Origin of the sequence: Streptomyces sp. NRRL F-5123, from assembly GCF_000721495.1 — a bacterium.
Taxonomy (GTDB): domain Bacteria; phylum Actinomycetota; class Actinomycetes; order Streptomycetales; family Streptomycetaceae; genus Actinacidiphila.
The window spans coordinates 1-16,931 of record NZ_JOHY01000031.1 but is presented as its reverse complement, the minus strand read 5'-3'; the positions used below and the strand labels follow the sequence as shown (position 1 = coordinate 16,931).

Below are 16,931 nucleotides of genomic sequence, written 5' to 3'. Positions count from 1 at the left end.
CTCGCCATGAGCAGCAGCACGACACATACGGCCGATACGTACGGCACCGCAGACGACACCGCGATCCGCGACGTCTTCCGCGCCGCCGCACACGCCTGGGCCGCGGGCGACGGCGCCGCGTTCGCCGCCTCCTACGCGCCCGCGGCGACGGTCGTCCTGCCCGGCACCCGGCTGGCCGGGCGTGCGCAGATCGAGGCGGCGATGACCGCCGCCTTCACGGGCACGCTGCACGGCACCCGGCGCGTCCACGAAGTCCGCGACGTCCGGGCGGTCACCGCTGACGTCGCCCTCGTCCACACCGCCAGCGCCACGCTCGCCCCCGGCCAGGACGAATCGGCCCCGGAGCAGCGGGAGCTGGTCACCTGGGTGCTCGCCCGGCACGCCGGGGCGTGGCTGATCGAGGCCTACCACAGCAGCCCGGCCCTGCTCTGACACCTTGCGGCCGGAAACCCGTCGCCGGCCGGCCGGCGACGGGTTTCCGGGCGGCCCCGTCACCCCGGTGGGGGGGACGGGGCCGCGGAGGACTTCCGCACCGTGGAGGCCCGCATCGACCCGGTCCGGCGGCCTGCCCGGAGAGGTGACCCGGCCCGCGCGCATGGCGCTTGTGCTCCGGTGTCAGGCCGGGACGGAGCGGGTGGTCGCCGCCGGGGTCGTGGGGATGAGCTCGCCGGCCTCGACGGCGAGGGGGAGGCGGTTCTCGGCGGGCGGGAGGGGGCAGGTGGCGAGGTCGGTGTAGGCGCAGGGGAGGTTGGTGGCGCGGTTGAAGTCGAGGGTGACGTTGCCGTCGGCGTCCGGGGCGGCGACGGTCAGGGAGCGGTTGGCGGCGTAGGTGGTGACGCCCGAGGTGGCGTCGGTGAAGAGGACCTGGAGGGTGCCGGGGGCCGCGCCCTCGAAGGCGGTCAGCGCGTAGGAGGTGCCGTCGACCGCGAAGTCGATGCGGCCCACCGCGTCGTACACGTGCTCCAGGCCCTCCACGACCGCGCCGACCGTCGTCGGGCGGGGCGTCGCGAAGGCCTCGTAGCGGCCGGGCACGGCCCAGCGCGGGTCGGGGTCGTAGGCGGGGGTGCCGGTGAAGGACTGCCGCAGGGCGTTGTCGGGGTGGCGGGGGCGCAGGATGTCGTGGCCGCCGCGCTTGGCGACCTCGAACACCGCGTCCCCGGCGGCGGGGTAGAGGCTGGAGCGCTCGGCGAGGACGCCGAAGTCATGGCGGCCGCGCAGGACTTCGCCGTCCAGCAGCAGTTCCTCGCCCTCGTCGAGCTGGACGGTGACGCCGTCGGCGGTGCTGGACCACAGACCGGGCGCGTCGGGGAAGCGGGTGGGGTTCTCGTCCAGCCAGTTGAGGCTGGTGATGGCGAGGAAGCCGTGGGGGCCGCCGAAGGTCTCGTCCTTCTGCCGGTGCCACGCCTCCCACTCCTCGGCGAAGGCCGCCTTGTCGGGGCTCGTGGCGTTCTCGGTGGGCCGTGCGGGTGCGCTCATGGTGTCTTCCTCGTCGTCGTGGTGGTGAGGGGGCTCGTCAGCGGCGCTGCCACTCCTCGGCGAGCAGCTCGTAGGACCGCACGCGGTCGGCGTGGTCGTGGGTGATGGTGGTGACGATCAGCTCGTCGGCGCCGGTCGCGTCGCGCAGCGTCTCCAGCTGGTCGGCGACCTGGCGCGGGCTGCCGACGAACTGCGTCTCGATCCGGTCGGCGACCAGCGCCCGCTCCTCCGGCTGCCAGACGTGCGCGGCCGCCTGCTCCGGGGTGGGGAAGGGGATCGCGCCCGCGCCGGTGCGGATGCTGTGCACCCACAGCCCGTACCCGGCCGCCAACTCCCGTGCCTTCGCCTCGTCCTCGGCCACGACCACGTCCGCCGACACGCTCACGTACGGGCGCTCCAGCTCCGCGGACGGCACGAAGGCGGCGCGGTAACCCTCCACCGCCTCCAGTACGCTGGCCGGGCTGACGTGGTAGCTGGCCGCGAACCGCAGGCCCTGCGCGCCCGCCGTCTGCGCGCTGACACCCGCGCTGCTGCCGAGTATCCACACCTGGAGGTCCGCGCCCTCGCCGGGCACCACGTGCGCGGCCACGCCCTCCGCGCTGACGTACGTCCCGGCGATCAGCGCGAGGATGTCGGCGATCTGCTCGTCGTAGGGCTGGGGTTCGGCGCCCGGCAGCGTCAGCAGCTTCTGGTGCAGCACGAAGCGGGGCGAGGAGAGCAGGCTCGCGGGGGCGAAACGGCCCGGTATGCGCAGGCCGTTGGGCGTCCGGCCGTCGACGACCGGGGTGCCGCCGCCGGCCGCCACCGCGACCTTGGGCGCCTCGCCCGGCTTGCCGCGCGTGCCCGAGCGGCCGAGGCCGAGGTCGAAACGTCCCGGGTGCAGGGCGTCCAGCAGCCCGAACTCCTCGACGGTCGAGAGCGCGGTGCGGTGCCCGAGCTGCACCGCGCCCGAGCCGATCCGGATGGTGCGGGTCGCGGCCGCGGTGAGGGCGAGCACGACCGCCGGGGAGGTGCCGGCCACCCCGGGGTTGAGGTGGTGTTCGGCGAACCAGTAACGGGCGTAGCCGAATTCCTCGGTGCGCTGCGCGAGATCGATGCTGTTGCGCAGCGCCTGGGGCGCGGTCGAGCCGGACGGGATCGGGACGAGGTCGAGGACGGCGAGCGGGGTGGGTGCCACGGGCGGCGCTCCTTGTCGGTCAGGCGGCGGGGGCCGCGGCGGCGTGGTCGGGGGACGGGGGAGCAGCGGGCGCGGCGGGGTCCGCGGGGAGGCCGGCCGGGGCCCAGGGCCACGGCGGGTCGGGGATCTCCTTGCGCAGCACGGGCGCGATCTCCGACTGGAAGAGCTCCAGTGCGTCGCGGTGCTGGGCCTCGGTGAGACCGCCCGCGTCGGCGTGCAGATGCAGCACGGTGTGGCCGAACTGCTCGTGGTAGCGGTGCACCTTCTCGATGACCTGCTGCGGGCTGCCGATCAGCGCGGAGCTGCGCTCCACGAAGTCCTCCAGCGTCGCGAAGACCGGCTCGACACCAAGCCGCTTCTGGAAGGCCAGATGCCCCTCGAACACCGGCCGGTAGGCGGCGACGGCCTCCTGCGACGTACGGGCGGCGTAGTAGCCCGCGCTCCCCGCGCCGACCGTGGCGAGCGCCGGGTCGTGCCCGTAGTGCGCCCAGCGCTCCCGGTAGTACCGGACCAGCTCGGCGTACGGCTCGATGGGGTTGGTGACGTTCGCCGAGAACAGCGGGTCGCCGTAGCGGGCCGCGAGGTCCACCGACTCGCGGCTGGTGGCGCTGCCGTGCCAGATCCGGATCGGCTGCTGGTACGGCTCCGGCCACACCTCGGCCTCGGCCAGCGCGGGGCGGAAGCGCGGCTCCGCGGTGATCCTGCGCTCGCGCCAGATCCGCCGGAAGAGCTCGTAGCTCTCGGCGTTGCGCGCCCACTGGTCGTCGGTCGTGACGTGGAAGAGCTCGCGCTGCGCGCTGCCGTTGCCCTTGCCGACGATCAACTCCAGCCGCCCGCCGGACAGGTGGTCGAGCGTGGCGTAGTCCTCGTACGCCCGCACCGGGTCCAGCAGGCTCAGCGTCGTCACCGCGGTGAAGAGCCGGATGCGGGAGGTGAGGGCGGCCAGGTGGCTGAGCACCACCGGCGGGGCGGAGGAGATGAAGGGCCGCTCGTGCCGCTCGCCCACGCCGAAGCCGTCGAAGCCCAGCTCCTCGGCCAGCAGGGCGTTGCCGATCACCTCGCGGAAGCGGTCCTGGGTCGACTTCAGCTCGCCGGTGACGGGGTGCGGGGCGTGCACGATCAGGGTGATGGCGAGGAACTTCACGACGCCGCCCCCACCTGCCGCAGGCCGCCCGGGGCGGGGGCCAGCGGCGGCAGTCCCAGGTGGTCGCGCAGCGACTCGCCGGTGTACTCGGTGCGGAAGACCCCGCGCTCCTGGAGCAGCGGCACCACCGTGTCGGCGAAGTCGTCGAGGCCGCCGGGGATCAGGTGCGGCACGAGGATGAAGCCGTCGCTCGCGTCGGCCTGCACGAAGTCGTCGAGCTGCGCGGCCACTTGCTGCGGGGTGCCGATGAAGGACTGGCGGCCGGTCTCGGCGATGACCAGCTCGCGGATCGAGAGCTTGTCGCGCTCGGCGGTCTCCCGCCACCGCGTCACGGTCTCCAGCAGCTCCTGGCCGCGCGCGTCGGCGCGTCCGAGGGCGATCAACTCGCCCTCGTACAGGGGCTCGACGTCCGGCAGCGGGCCCTCGGGGTCGTAGCCGCTCAGGTCGCGGTTCCAGACCCGCTCCAGGAAGGCGATCGCGGTGGCGCCGCTGACCTGCTGGTGGCGGATGACGTCCGCCTTCTCGGCCGCGTCGGCCGGGGTGTCGCCGAGCACGAAGGTGGCGCCCGGCAGGATCAGCAGCTCGTCGGGCGAGCGGCCGTACTTCGCCAGCCGGCCCTTGACGTCGGCGTAGAAGGCCTTGCCCGCTTCCAGGGTGCCGTGCCGGGTGAAGATCGCGTCGGCGCCGGAGGCCGCGAACTCCCGGCCCTGGTCGGAGTCGCCCGCCTGGAAGATCACCGGCCGGCCCTGCGGGCTGCGCGGCACGTTGAAGCGCCCGCGGATGTCGAACTGGTCGGCCCGGTGCTCGAACCGCCCGGCGTCCGGGTCGCGCAGGAAGGTGCCGGAGTCCTTGTCGGCGGCGACCTCGTCCCCGCGCCACGAATCCAGCAGCGCCGTGACGGCGGTCAGGAACTGCGAGGCCCGCGCGTAGCGGTCCTTACGGGCGAGGTAGCCGCCGCGGCGGAAGTTCTCGCCGGTGAACTCGTCCCAGGACGTCACGACGTTCCAGGCGGCGCGGCCCGCCGAGAGGTGGTCGAGGGACGCGAACTGCCGTGCCACCTCGTACGGTTCGTTGAAGGTCGAGTTGATCGTGCCGGCCAGGCCGAGCCGGTCGGTGACGGCGGCGAGCGCGGCCAGCACCGTGAAGGTGTCGGGGCGGCCCACCACGTCCAGGTCGTAGATCTTCCCGGCCTGCTCGCGCAGCCGCAGGCCCTCGGCGAGGAAGAGGAAGTCGAACTTGGCGCGTTCGGCGGTCCGGGCGAGGTGGACGAAGGAGGCGAAGTCGATCTGGCTGCCGGCCGCCGGGTCGCTCCACACGGTCGTGTTGTTCACGCCGGGGAAGTGCACGGCGAGGTGGATCTGCTTGCGGGGCTTGCCGGATTCGGTGCGGCTGCCGGGCGCGGTGCTCATGGCTGGTGGCCCTCCAGGGGGTGATGCGGGCGGTGGGCGTGCGGTCGGAGGTCAGACGGCGGCGTAGCGGCTCGCCGGGCGCGGCAGCCCGAGCAGGCCGCGCAGGGTGTCGGCCGCGTACTCCGTACGGAACACGCCGCGCCGCTGCAGTTCGGGGACCAGGCCGTCGGTGATCGCGTCCAGGTCGTACGGCAGCTCGGCCGGGCGCAGCCGGAAGCCGGTGAGCCCCGCGGTGGCGAAGTCCTGGAGCACGTCGGCGAGTTCGGCGGGCGTCCCGGTGAAGACCAGGGCGTCGCTCCGGTAGGGCGCGTCGAGAGCCGCGTCGAGGCGCGCCCGGCGCTCGGCGGCCCGCCCCGGCTCGGCGTCCAGGAAGACCACCAGGTCGCCGAAGACGTGCACCGTCTCGCCGCCGCGCCCGGCGCGCTCCTGCTCGGTGCGGATCGCGGCGACCGTCGCGGCGGCCTGCGCGGTGTCGTGCGGGGTGACGAAGCCCAGGTCCGCGGAGGTGCCGACGAGCCGGAAGGGCTCGGCGGAGTGCGCGAGCGCCGCCACGATCGGCTGGCCCTGCGGCGGGCGCGGGGTGATCGAGGGGCCCTTGACGCTGAAGTGGTCGCCCGCGAAGTCGATGTAGTGCAGCTTGCCGCGGTCCACGAAGCGGCCGGTCGCCACGTCGCGGATCACCGCGTCGTCCTCCCAGCTGTCCCACAGCCGCCGCACGACCTCCACCGCGTCGGCCGCCTCCCCGAACAGCTCGCGGAAGAGGGCCTGTCCGGCGGGCGACTCCAGCTCCTCGACCGAGGTGATGCGGGGCACCTCGCGGCGCCCGAAGTGCCCGGCCTCGTCCGGCCGCAGCGACACCCTGACCTGCACGCCGGCCCGCCCGGTGCTGACGTGGTCCAGCGTGGCGACGGCCTTCGACAGGTGGAAGGGCTCGGTGTGGGTGACCACCGCGGCCGGCACCAGCCCCAGGTGCCGGGTCAGCGGCGCGATCCGGGCCGCGGTGAGCACCGCGTCGAGCCGCCCGCGCACCTGGTCGGTGCGGTCGTCGGGGCCGGTGAGGGGGGAGGCCTGCGGGCCGAGCGAGTCCTCGATGGTGACGAGGTCCAGCAGGCCGCGCTCGGCGCGTGCGGCCAGGTCGGCCCAGTAGCCGGCCCGGAAGAGGTCGGCGGGCCGCGCGCCGGGCTCGCGCCAGGCGGCGGGGTGCCAGCCGGCGCCGTCCAGGGCGGCGGCGAGGTGGAGGTGGGCGGGATTCCGGGGCATGGGCGGCTACCGCTTCCTGCTCGGAGGGGCGCGAGGATCGCGAGGGGACCGGCGGCGCGGGCCGCTTCCGCCTACGGGCGTACGGCGCGGCGCGTGGTGCGCCGGTGCGGGGTACGCGGGGTGCGGGGGCGGGCCGTGCGGGGCCGGGAACGGGGTGCTGCGGGGGTGGGGCGGGCGCGGGCGCGGAGATCGGGCGGCGCCGGTCGCGCGGCGGTCCGGTGGTCAGGCCCCGGAACGGCCGTTCGCCAGGCCCGGACACAGGGCGGTGGCGACGCGCTGGAGGTCGATGTGCCGCCGGGAGTACGTGGCGAGCGCGGGCAGCGCGCGCCGGGAGCACGTGGCGTGAGCGTGCAGGGTGCGCCGGCTGGACCGCATCGCCCCGCCTCCCTCCCCGCCCGGACGGGCCTCGCGCCCGCGTCCGGTGCACATCCGTACGGCCCCGCGCCGCACCCCGACGGGGCCGCGGCGCTCGTGGCCCTCGATCGCACCGTAACTCCGCCGCGCGGCCCCGCACAATCCCTTCCGGCTGCACGTGACGTGCGTCGCTTCTCGACTCCGGTGTCCGCGAAGGGGATTGTCCGAACGGCGGGCGCCGGTTAACGTGCTGGCCCACAGGCCCTGTACGGCGTACGGGGCGATACGCGTCGAGACGAGAGCGAGGGGAAGGCCATGGCCGCCGCAGCGCAGCGCGACCGCACGACGCACCCCCGCGGCTCCTTCCCGGCCCGGGTGGAGCGGCGGCACGTCGACCTCCTCCGCGTCAGCAGCGCCCTGTGTCCGGTGGACCGCCCGGCCCTCTGAGCCGCAACTCCCCTTCCGCACGGCCGATTTCACCGGTGTGCGCCTCGGTACCTGACGGCGCCGCCGACTGACCCGGCCGTTCCCCTTCCGGCTTCCCCGGCTCCCCGGGCGGCCCCGCGTCCGCGATGCCGTCCCGCCTCCTGCCCCGCGCCGCCCCGCGCCGCCGCACGTCCGGCAGTGCGCACGCCCGTACACCGCCGTACGCGGCCCGGCGCCGCCGTGCTCCCGACCAGACGGGACCCGCCATGCCCCAGCACGACACCCCCGCGCCCGCCACCGACAGGCCCGCGTCCGCGCCCTCTCCCGCCGAGGACCCGCCCTCCCTCGCGAAAGACCCCGTGAAGGGCCCCGCGAAAGGTCTTGCGAAAGGCCCCGCGAGCGGCCCCGACACCGGCCACCCGCCGCCCGCCGAGGAGCCCCCGCCGTCGCTGTCCGCCCTCGACGACCGGCCCACCGACCGGGAGCTGCTCGCCGCGCGGCTCGTCCCGCTCCGCCACCCCGGCCAGTGGGTCTCGGCCGCGGCGCTCCTCGTCCTGCTCGCGATGGCGGGCCACACCGTCGTCGCCAACAAGCGCTTCCAGTGGGGCGTCGTCGGCGACTACTTCCTCAGCCACAACATCCTGCACGGCCTGGAACTCACCCTCTGGCTCACCGCCGCCGTGATGACCAGCGGCTACCTGCTGGGCATCGCCGTCGCCGCGATGCGGCTGTCCGGCAACCCCGTGCTGCGCGCGGTGAGTTTCGGCTACGTGTGGCTCATCCGCTCGGTGCCGCCGCTCGTGCAGCTGCTCTTCTGGTTCGAACTGGCCTCGCTCTACCCGCGGTTGTCGTTCGGCGTGCCCTTCGGCCCCGAATTCGCGCACTTCCGCACCGCGCACCTCTTCAGCGGCATCCTCGCCGCGTACGTCGGACTCACCCTGGACGTGGCCGCGTTCAGCAGCGAGATCGTGCGCGGCGGCATCCTCGCCGTCGACCCCGGACAGCGCGAGGCCGCCAAGGCGCTGGGCCTGGGCGAGGCGCGGATCTTCCGCCGGATCGTGCTGCCGCAGGCGATGCCCGCGATCGTGCCCGCGTCCGGCAACCTGCTGATCGGCATGCTCAAGGCCACCTCGATCGTGAGTGTCATCGCCGTCGAGGACCTGCTCTACTCCGCGCAGCTCATCTACAACCAGAACTTCCTGATCATCCCGCTGCTGCTGGTCGCGACGGTCTGGTACATCATCCTGACCACCCTGCTGTCGATCGGGCAGTTCTACGTCGAGCGGTACTACGCCCGCGGCTCGCGGCGCGACGGCCTGGCTCGCAACGGCCCCTCCGCACGCGGGCTCTGGCAGCTCACCCGCGCCAACCTGCCGCTCTTCGGGCGGACCAGGACCGACCTGGCGGGGCTGTCGTGACCGGCGGCGGAAACCCGCTGGTGCGGGTGCGGGGGCTGCGCAAGAGCTTCGGCGGCACCACCGTCCTGGACGGCATCGACCTCGACGTGCGGGAAGGCGAGGTCACCGTGCTGCTGGGGCCCTCCGGTTCCGGCAAGTCCACGCTGCTGCGCTGCGTCAACCACCTGGAGAAGCCGGACGCGGGCTTCGTCGAGATCGCCGGCGACCTCGTCGGCTACCGCCGGGACGGCGCCCGGCTGCGCGAGCTGCCCCCGCGTACGGTGACCCGGCAGCGTTCCCAAGTGGGCATGGTCTTCCAGCAGTTCAACCTCTTCCCGCACCTGACCGTGCTGGAGAACGTCACCGAGGCCCCCGTCGCCGTCCGCCGCAGCCCCCGCCCGCAGGCCGCCGACCGGGCCCGCGAGCTGCTGGCCCGTGTCGGGCTGGGCGGCCGGGAGGGCGCGTACCCGCGGCAGCTGTCCGGCGGCCAGCAGCAGCGGGTGGCCATCGCCCGCGCCCTGGCCATGGACCCGCGGCTGCTGCTCTTCGACGAGCCGACGAGCGCGCTCGACCCCGAACTGGTCGGCGAGGTGCTCGGCGTCATGCAGGACCTGGCGCTCAGCGGCATGACGATGATCGTCGTCACGCACGAGATCGGCTTCGCCCGCAAGGTCGCCGACACCGTGGTCTTCCTCGACGGCGGCCGGATCGTCGAGTCCGGCGCCCCCGCCGACGTCCTGGCCGCCCCCCGCCACGAGCGCGCCCGCGCGTTCCTCTCGGCGGTCCTGTGAGCCCGCCCCGCCGCACCTCCGCGGCCCCTGCCCGTACCCTCCCCGCCCCTCGTCCCCCTCGTCCCCGCCGTCCCCGCCGTACGAAAGGCACTCCCGTGACCAGCGCCCGCGCCCGCCGCCGCCCCGCCCGAACGCCCCTCGCGAGACGCGGCCCCCTCGCGGCCCTCGCCGCCGCGACCGCAGCCCTGCTGCTGCTCGCCGGCTGCGGCTCCTCCGACTCCGGCAAGGACTCCGACGCGGGGAAGGACGGCACCCAGGCAGCGGCCGCCAAGCCCGGTGACTCCGGCGCGGTCCCGACGCAGGACGTGGTGTCCGCGATCACCACCGACCCGACGATCGCCGCCGAACTCCCCGCGAAGATCCGCGACTCCGGCAAGCTCGTCCTCGGCACCACCAAGCAGCCCGGCACGTCCGCCCTCCCGCACGGCGGCGAGGTGGACGGCAAGTCCGTCGGCCTCGACGTGGACCTGCGCGACGCCGTCGCCAAGGTGCTCGGCGTGCAGTGGGACATCCAGTACGGCACCTTCCCCACCGTCATCCCCGGCGTCCAGAACGGGCGTTACGACGTCGGCCAGGACAACTTCGGCGTGACCAAGGCCCGTGAGCAGGTCGTCGACTTCGCCAGCTACCTCAACGACGGCCAGGCCTTCCTCGGGTCGAAGGACTCCGACCTGACCTCCGTCAAGCAGATCGCCGACGTGTGCGGCCTGACCATCGCCACCGGATCCGGTTCGACCTTCCAGCAGATCCTCGAGGCCAACAAGGACAAGTGCGCGGCGGCCGGCAAGAAGCCGTACACCGTGCAGTACTCCTCGGACGCGGCCGCCACTGTGCTCGGCCTCCGGAACGGCCGGATCGACGTGATGTTCGGCCCGACGCTCGGCCTGAAGTACGACGCCGCGCACATCCCCGGGACCCGCTTCCTCGGCGAGGTGTCCAGTACCACCGTCGGCTTCGTCACCGCCCGCAACTCGCCGGTGGCCAAGGCCCTCAGCGACGCGGTGAACAAGCTCATCGCGAGCGGCGACTACGCGAAGATCTTCGCCAAGTGGGGTCTGACCGGCAGCGGCATCCCGCAGTCCCAGGTCAACCCGCCCGCCACGTTCTGACGCCCGCCGCGGCCCCCGCACCTCGGGGGCCGCGGTCCGCTCAGCGTTCCGCGCGGGCCGGGATCGCCCGGTCCAGCACGCTCATCAGCAGCACCAGCACACCGATGCCCGCGATGACGTACGACACCCCGTGCAGCCCCGCGTCCGTCGCCGCGTGCCCGAAGGCGATGGCGATCAGGCTGGAGGAGAAGATCGCGCCGACGTACGCGAAGGTCCGGTAGAGGCCGGACGCGACCGCGATCTCATCGGCGGGCGCCTGCACGTACAGCGCGGCCTGGTTGGCGAAGCCGGAGAAGCCGTTCGCGAAGCCGAAGAGCGCCGACATGCACAGCAGCACCAGCACGGACGAGGTGTGCGTGACGAACAGCATCACCGCGCCGGTCGCGACCAGCGACACCCCCGTCAGCACGAGCGGCGTCCGCACCCACCCGCGCCCCGACACCAGCCGGGCCACCACGATGCTGATGCCCGACAGCGGCAGCATGATCAGCCCCACCTGCGAGGCGCTGTAGCCCGCGCTCTCCTCCATCCACTGGCTCAGCCCGTAGAGCGCGGTGTACGTGCCCAGCGCGACGACCGCCTGCCGGATGTACGTGCGCAGCAGCCGCCGGTTGCGGCCCAGCATCCGCACGTCGAGGAGCGGGCGCGCCGTCCGCCGCTCCCACACCACCAGCGCGGCGCCCAGCAGCAGCGTCACCGGGACGAGCCACCAGGCGGGCGAGGTCAGGTCGGACAGGAAGAGCAGCAGGCTCACGATCGTCGCCGCGAAGAGCGCGATGCCGGGCACGTCGACCGCGGTGAAGAGGGCCGCGCGCGACTCCTTCGGCACCGGCCGGTCAGGCGCCACGCCGACGAGCGTGAAGACCAGCGTGACGAGCGCGAGCGGCACGTTCACCAGGAAGAGCGCCCGCCAGCCCCACGCCCCCGCGAGCAGCCCGCCGAGCGGCAGCCCGACGACGATCGTGACCTGCGAGGCGATCGAGAAATTGCCCAGCACCCGGCTCGGCACCCCCGTGCCCACCTCGTCCGCGCGCTTCCTGACCAGCGCCATCGCCGTCGGGTACGCGGCCGAGGTGCCGATGCCGATGAGCGCGCGGGACACCAGCAGGAAGCCGAAGGCGGGCGCGGTCGCGCCGATGACGCCCGCGACCAGCAGGATCACCACGCCGCTCACGAAGACCCGGCGCGCGCCGAAGATCGTCGCGAGCTTGCCCATCGTGGGCTGCGCGACCGCGCTGCACAGGTACAGCACGGAGATCAGCGAGGCGGTGGTGCCCGGGCCCTTGTGGAAGTCCAGCCCGATGCCGACCAGGCCGGTCGCGATCATCGAGCTGTTGATCGGGTTGAGGGTCGAGCCGAGCAGCAGCGGGCTCACGAAGCGCGCACCGAACGGCTTGCCGCCGCCGGGTGCCTCCGGCGGGGTCGCGGTGGTGCGGGTCGCGGCGGTCACGACCGGTCGGCGGCCGGGCCGCTCCCCGGCTGTCCCGGCTGCCCTGACAGCCCCGGCTGTCCCGGCTGTCCCGGCAGGGAGGCGAGCGCGCCCAGGACGTCCTGCGTGCTGCCGGTCTCGGCGATCCGCGGGAAGACCTGGAGCAGGCTGTGGTCGTGCCGCTCGGCGCTGCGGTCGGTCATGGCGTCGGCCGGCAGCGTGACGTGGAAGCCCAGCTCGTGCGCGTCCCGCGCGGTCGACTCGACGCCGCCGCTGGTGGCGATGCCGGTCACGACCACCTGCGTCACGCCCAGCTCGCGCAGGCGGTCGGCGAGCCCGGTGGCGGTGAAGGCGCTGCGCGCGTACTTGGTGACGAGGATGTCGCCGGGCTGCCGCTCCAGCTCCGGTATCAGGTCCGCCCAGCCCTCGGGCGCGTCCAGTACGACCGGCCCGGCGTCCGTCCGCCCCTGCGGGCTGCCGGCGACGTTGACCAGCACGACCGGCAGCCCGCGACCGCGGAAGGCCCGCGCCAGCTCTGCCGAGCGCGCCACGACGTCCTCGACGGGGTGGGCGAGCGGCATCGTGACGATGCCCTGCTGGAGGTCGATGACGACGAGCGCGGTGGCCGCGTCGAGCGTGGTGACGGGCATGCGGAGTCCTTCGGTCGATCGGTGTGGGGGCGCGCGCCGGGCGGACCGGAGTACGCGGGTACGGTGCCGGGCGCGGTGTCAGCGGTGTCGGGGGTGAGGTGGGGGTGTGCCGGCGCGTCGTGGGTCAGGGGAACTGGGCGAGCCGCCGCAGCAGGTCGGTGACGGACGCCAGCCGGTCGATCTCCTCGGCGGTCAGCGTCGTGTCGAGCGCCTTGGTGAGCCAGTCCTGCTTCGCGAGCCGGCCGGTGCGGAATTCCTCGCGGGCGGCGTCGGTGAGGCTCAGCAGCGTCTTGCGCCCGTCCTTCGGGTCGGGCGCGCCGCCGACGAGCCCCGCGGACTCCAGGGCCTGCACGATCTTGGCCATCGACTGCGGCCGTACGCCCTCGGCGCGGGCCAGCGCGGTGGCCGTCGCGGGCCCCTCCCGCTCCAGCCGCAGCAGCACGGACGACTGCGACCGCGTGAGGTCCGTCCCGTCCGCCTGCTCCCGGAGCCGCCGCACCAGCGAGGCGAGCGCCACCCGCAGCTCACCGGCGAGGACGCCGGTGTCGGTCCGCGGGGGCGAGGCGGGGGGCTGCGCGGTCATGCCTCCACCGTAGCACTTGGACAGCCAACTGTGCAGCTGGCTGTCTAAGTGCAGATGTGAGGGCCCGCGGAGTTCAGGCGCCGCCCGGGGTGGCGGAGCGGACGTCCTGCTGCCGGACCTCCTCGAGGACGCCGGTCACGGTGGCGAAGTCGTTGTCCACGTGCAGGACGGTCAGGTCGTGATGGACCGCCGTGGCGCAGATCAGCAGATCGAGCGCACCTGCGGACCGGTGCTGCCCCTGCTGGGTGAGCCGGTACTGCGCGGTGTCGACCCAGCGCCAAGCCCCCTCGGGGGCGTCCGCGCGCCCGCAGAGGGTGTCGATCGCGTCCGCGAGTTCGTCGCGGTGGCGAGGGCTCTTCGCGGAAGAGAGGAATTCCGCGCGGGTCGGCTCGGCCAGCCGGAAGGCGCCCGCGCCGATGAACGCCTCCCACGGGCCGAGGGCCCCCGGGGTGCGGAAGAGATACCACAGGGCGCTGGTGTCCAGGAGGTACGCGTTCACACCGACGGGAGCTTCCCCGCCCGCCGGGCTGCCGCATGGGCCTGCGCGGCCTCGTCGAAGTCGCCCCGCGCGCCCATCGCGGCCAGTCGCGCTGCCGCGTCGAGCCGTTCGACCCGGGCGACGTACTCGCGAAGAGCGGTGTTGACCGTCTCCTTCTTCGTCGTCGTACCCATCAGGCGCATCGCGGCCGCGAGCACGTCGTCGTCGAGATCGATCTGGGTGACGGACATGTGGCACCTCCGATGTGGGCGATGTGTAAAGCGAGCATACATCGCCCACAAAGCAGAAGACCTTCTCACGGCTCCAGCACGATCCAGGTGTGCCCCGGCTTGAGCGCCAGCGGCGCGCCGTCCAGCGTGTAGGAGGTGCCCGCGGTGGGGGAGGGGCGGTCCCACGCGGCCGCGTACGACCGTCCGTCGCGCAGGACCTGCGCCCGACCGTGGCCCACGGTCCGGCTGAAGGGGACGAAGCCGGTACGGCTGTGGTAGCGCGACTCCTGGACGCCGACGTGCTGGATGACCACGTTGTCCGCCGACCACGGGGAGGCCTTGCCGTCCATCGAGACGCGGTAGCGCGAGCCGTCGTAGGCGAAGGAGAAACGCGCGGAGGGCATCTTCGCCGACGCCGTGGCGGCGGCCGTACCGCCGGGCGGGACGGCCGCCGCGAAGCGCAGCCCGATGTCCTCGGCGGTGCCGCCCTTCGCGGCGGGTCCCGCGGGCCGCAGGTACTCGTTGTGCGGGGCCCGGCGGGCGGAGTCGCGGTAGAAGTCGCGCGTGCCCGTCACCGCCGTCAGGTCGTCGCTCGCCCTGAGCACCGGCAGCAGCTCGCTCTGCGCGCCGGAGAAGGCGAGCGCGGGCCGGTCGTACTCCGCGAGCAGCTGCAGATCCGTCTCGCGCGCGCTGCGCACCGGCCCGACCTTCTTCGGCAGGTGCCTGTCGTCGTACACCGCCATCAGCCGGGAGAGCCCGCCCTCGACCTCGATGGCGTACACGATCGCCGCGTCGTCCAGCCCGGTCGCGGGCCGGGCCGCCCCGACGTTGTCGATCTTCACGGCCAGCACGTGCCCGGCCGCCCCCGGCTCCCCGGTGAGGTACGAGGTGGCCGCGGGCGCGTCGCTCGTATGCGCCCCCTGCTTGCCCGACGCCCCGCCCGTGTCGGACGGCTGACACCCCGCCACCCCCGCCAGCCCTACGAGCACCACGGCGGCCACCCCCGCGCCCGCCACCCGCCATCCGCCGCTCATCGCCGTACCCCCGTCCGCGCGTGAACCCGCTCCCCTTATGGTCGTGGACCGAGTGCGCGGGGGGAGTGCGCCGTTGTGCCCGGTTCGGCGGCCTTTTGTCGAACGAACGGGGAGTCTGTTGACCATGCGCGCACCGCAGGCGCTCGCCTGCGTGGCCGTCTCTGCTGCGCTGCTGCTGTCGGCCTGCGGCGGCTCGAAGAAGGACGACGGCAAGATCAAGGATCCGGGCACGGACGTCTCCACGTCGGCGCCCGCGCCGACGACGACGTCGGCTGCGCCGTCGCCGACCGCGGCGGGGGTGAAGCGGCCGACGATCACTTTCCCTGCGGACTTCAAGGACGTCTTCGAGGGTGGAAAGACCGGTGACCCGGTCAAGGACGCGATCCTCGCGGACAACCAGGGATACGTGACGGCTATCGACGACGCCGTGATCCAGGGCTCCACGCACACGGACGCGCTGGAGTTCTACAGCACCGGCAAGGCGTCGACCAATGCCGTCGAGTTCGTCAACAGCTTCCTGAGCCAGGGGCAGTCGCTGTACGGGACCACTCGCTACTACAACCGCGAAGTAACCATGTTGAGCAAGGACCAGGCGGCCCTTCTCTATTGCGGTGACGAGACCAATGCCTTCCCCAAGGACCGCAAGACGGGCAAGGTCGACCGGGGGACGAGTACCGAGGACAAATCGAGGAACTACGTCTTCTACAACACCGACCTGAAGAAGAACGCGCAGGGAGTATGGGTGACGGACAACATCACTTCGATCCGGGGGTACAAGAAGTGCCTGCCCCAATAGGGCGACGCTCGGCGCTGCTCGCGGGGTCGGCCGCGGCGCTGTTGACATTGCTGACCCCAGGGGCCGCCCACGCCAGTTTCGACGGCCACGGCGGCAAGGGCGACGACGGTAAGGGTCACCAGACCATCAACGCGAGCGTCGGCGTGCAGTACGACAAGAGCAAGAACGGTACCGGGACGAGCGGTCACCCTACGGGTTCGCTGAAGCCCGTGGGCAACTGGACGCCGCCCGCGTGCTGGTACCAGCCGACGTACACCCCGGCCGAGTTGAAGAAGTCGTCGGAAGGTGTCTGGGCGGAGCAGTCCCCCAGCTGGGAGTGGATCTCCGGGCAGAAGGACAAATACCAGGACGGCCATCCCTACACCGATTTCAACATGGACAAGACCGGCAAGGGCTATTGGTGGTCCGGCTATTCGCCGCCCGAGAACGGCGGTATGGCCGGTGCGGACTCCTGCAACGACGAACCTTTCTGGGTCGACCTCGGCGACCCGCCGCCGCCCGAGCACAAGAACGCGGTCACGCCCGAGGTGCTGGCGGAGCTGGCGTACCGGGAGATTCTCATTCCCACCGGCGACGCGATGATCAACCCCGCGGGGAAGCAGGGCGTGAACATCCCCACCTGGGTGTGGATGGACTCCACCGTCTTCCACCCGGTGTCGGTCACCGCATTCCTTCCGGCCTACAACGTCTCCGCGACGACGACCGCGAGGCCGACCGGGATCCAGATCCGTCCCCGGACCCCGTACGCGCAGACGTACCCGGCGTCGGGGAAGTGCAAGGGGACGGGGACGGCGTGGACTCCGGGGGCGGGGAACGTGCCGCCGTGCGGGGTGGTGTTCCTCAAGGACTCCGGCAAGGGGACGTACACGCTGGACGTCACCGTCACGTGGCAGATCAGCTGGACGGGCACCGGCCATCCGAACCCGCAACGCATGCAGGACGGCACCTTCGTGAGCCACCAGACCGTCACCGTCCGGGAGATCCAGACCGTCAACCGCTGACCGGGAGCGGGGCCCAGGTCCGCCGTCAACGACGTCACCTCGTTCCTCGTGAACCCCTGCCGGGGCGGATGAGGGAACGGTCCGGTCGTGGGGGGCGTCCATCTCGTGTGGGGCCTGGTACTTGGATAGTCTCGGGCGTCACACGAAACGGGGTCGTGGACCGAGTGCGCGGGGGGAGTGCGCCGTT

19 protein-coding genes are annotated in these 16,931 nt (G+C 73.2%); 7 read left to right on the top strand and 12 right to left on the bottom strand.

The features are described 5' to 3' along the window. Positions 1-6 precede the first annotated feature (6 nt). On the top strand, positions 7-432 hold the full coding sequence (locus IH54_RS0123120) for an SgcJ/EcaC family oxidoreductase (RefSeq protein WP_052397764.1): 426 nt from the start codon (positions 7-9) through the stop codon (positions 430-432). A gap of 183 nt (positions 433-615) precedes the next feature. Here IH54_RS0123120 and IH54_RS0123115 read toward each other — a convergent pair whose 3' ends face one another. The 6 genes from IH54_RS0123115 to IH54_RS45650 all read right to left on the bottom strand — a co-directional run bounded on the left by IH54_RS0123115 (position 616) and on the right by IH54_RS45650 (position 6,841). Beyond that, positions 616-1,476: a DUF1684 domain-containing protein gene (locus tag IH54_RS0123115; RefSeq protein ID WP_052397763.1), complete on the bottom strand. Its 861-nt coding sequence runs from the start codon at positions 1,474-1,476 to the stop codon at positions 616-618. A 37-nt stretch (positions 1,477-1,513) separates the two neighbouring features. Next, positions 1,514-2,653, bottom strand: coding sequence for an LLM class flavin-dependent oxidoreductase (locus IH54_RS0123110; RefSeq protein WP_031519912.1), 1,140 nt, complete (start codon positions 2,651-2,653; stop codon positions 1,514-1,516). 19 nt (positions 2,654-2,672) lie between these two features. After that, a complete protein-coding gene (locus IH54_RS0123105) occupies positions 2,673-3,797 on the bottom strand; it encodes an LLM class flavin-dependent oxidoreductase (protein ID WP_031519910.1) in 1,125 nt (374 codons plus the stop codon). Beyond that, positions 3,794-5,206, bottom strand: a complete 1,413-nt coding sequence (locus tag IH54_RS0123100) for an NtaA/DmoA family FMN-dependent monooxygenase (protein WP_031519907.1) — start codon at positions 5,204-5,206, stop codon at positions 3,794-3,796. The genes IH54_RS0123105 and IH54_RS0123100 overlap by 4 nt, the downstream gene beginning before the upstream one ends. Positions 5,207-5,257: 51 nt before the next feature. Beyond that, the gene (locus IH54_RS0123095; protein ID WP_031519905.1) at positions 5,258-6,466 is read right to left on the bottom strand and encodes an LLM class flavin-dependent oxidoreductase; all 1,209 of its coding nucleotides are present in this window, start codon (positions 6,464-6,466) and stop codon (positions 5,258-5,260) included. A 222-nt stretch (positions 6,467-6,688) separates the two neighbouring features. Beyond that, positions 6,689-6,841: a putative leader peptide gene (locus tag IH54_RS45650; protein WP_159012013.1), complete on the bottom strand. Its 153-nt coding sequence runs from the start codon at positions 6,839-6,841 to the stop codon at positions 6,689-6,691. Positions 6,842-7,135: 294 nt separating this feature from the next. On the opposite strand from IH54_RS45650, the gene IH54_RS47760 reads away from it, so the two are divergent. From IH54_RS47760 to IH54_RS0123070, 4 genes are all read left to right on the top strand, one after another. Beyond that, the gene (locus IH54_RS47760) at positions 7,136-7,267 is read left to right on the top strand and encodes a putative leader peptide (RefSeq protein ID WP_267965221.1); all 132 of its coding nucleotides are present in this window, start codon (positions 7,136-7,138) and stop codon (positions 7,265-7,267) included. Positions 7,268-7,512: 245 nt separating this feature from the next. Beyond that, positions 7,513-8,664 carry an amino acid ABC transporter permease gene (locus IH54_RS0123080; protein ID WP_078862450.1) on the top strand — a complete coding sequence of 384 codons (1,152 nt, stop codon included), beginning with the start codon at positions 7,513-7,515 and terminating at the stop codon, positions 8,662-8,664. After that, positions 8,661-9,434 carry an amino acid ABC transporter ATP-binding protein gene (locus tag IH54_RS0123075; RefSeq protein ID WP_031519899.1) on the top strand — a complete coding sequence of 258 codons (774 nt, stop codon included), beginning with the start codon at positions 8,661-8,663 and terminating at the stop codon, positions 9,432-9,434. Before IH54_RS0123080 ends, IH54_RS0123075 begins: the two co-directional genes overlap by 4 nt. A gap of 95 nt (positions 9,435-9,529) precedes the next feature. Further along, on the top strand, positions 9,530-10,543 hold the full coding sequence (locus tag IH54_RS0123070) for a transporter substrate-binding domain-containing protein (RefSeq protein WP_078862449.1): 1,014 nt from the start codon (positions 9,530-9,532) through the stop codon (positions 10,541-10,543). Positions 10,544-10,583: 40 nt separating this feature from the next. Here the strand turns inward: IH54_RS0123070 and IH54_RS0123065 are convergent, their stop codons facing one another. From IH54_RS0123065 to IH54_RS0123040, 6 genes are all read right to left on the bottom strand, one after another. Further along, a complete protein-coding gene (locus IH54_RS0123065) occupies positions 10,584-11,993 on the bottom strand; it encodes an MFS transporter (protein ID WP_052397762.1) in 1,410 nt (469 codons plus the stop codon). Next, the gene (locus IH54_RS0123060; protein ID WP_063762355.1) at positions 11,990-12,622 is read right to left on the bottom strand and encodes an isochorismatase family cysteine hydrolase; all 633 of its coding nucleotides are present in this window, start codon (positions 12,620-12,622) and stop codon (positions 11,990-11,992) included. Before IH54_RS0123060 ends, IH54_RS0123065 begins: the two co-directional genes overlap by 4 nt. Before the next feature lie 124 nt (positions 12,623-12,746). Then, a complete protein-coding gene (locus IH54_RS0123055; protein WP_031519891.1) occupies positions 12,747-13,205 on the bottom strand; it encodes a MarR family winged helix-turn-helix transcriptional regulator in 459 nt (152 codons plus the stop codon). A gap of 73 nt (positions 13,206-13,278) precedes the next feature. Beyond that, positions 13,279-13,704: a PIN domain-containing protein gene (locus IH54_RS0123050; protein ID WP_031519888.1), complete on the bottom strand. Its 426-nt coding sequence runs from the start codon at positions 13,702-13,704 to the stop codon at positions 13,279-13,281. Beyond that, positions 13,701-13,934: a type II toxin-antitoxin system VapB family antitoxin gene (locus tag IH54_RS0123045; RefSeq protein ID WP_031519886.1), complete on the bottom strand. Its 234-nt coding sequence runs from the start codon at positions 13,932-13,934 to the stop codon at positions 13,701-13,703. The genes IH54_RS0123050 and IH54_RS0123045 overlap by 4 nt, the downstream gene beginning before the upstream one ends. Positions 13,935-13,999: 65 nt before the next feature. Next, positions 14,000-14,947 (bottom strand): DUF3048 domain-containing protein, encoded by a 948-nt coding sequence (locus IH54_RS0123040; RefSeq protein ID WP_031519884.1) that lies wholly within the window; start codon positions 14,945-14,947, stop codon positions 14,000-14,002. Positions 14,948-15,071: 124 nt separating this feature from the next. Here IH54_RS0123040 and IH54_RS0123035 point away from each other — a divergent pair, with 124 nt between their 5' ends. Both IH54_RS0123035 and IH54_RS0123030 read left to right on the top strand, forming a co-directional pair. Next, positions 15,072-15,743, top strand: coding sequence for a hypothetical protein (locus IH54_RS0123035; RefSeq protein WP_031519882.1), 672 nt, complete (start codon positions 15,072-15,074; stop codon positions 15,741-15,743). Between the two features lie 47 nt (positions 15,744-15,790). Beyond that, the gene (locus IH54_RS0123030) at positions 15,791-16,744 is read left to right on the top strand and encodes a hypothetical protein (protein ID WP_052397761.1); all 954 of its coding nucleotides are present in this window, start codon (positions 15,791-15,793) and stop codon (positions 16,742-16,744) included. Positions 16,745-16,931: the final 187 nt, after the last annotated feature.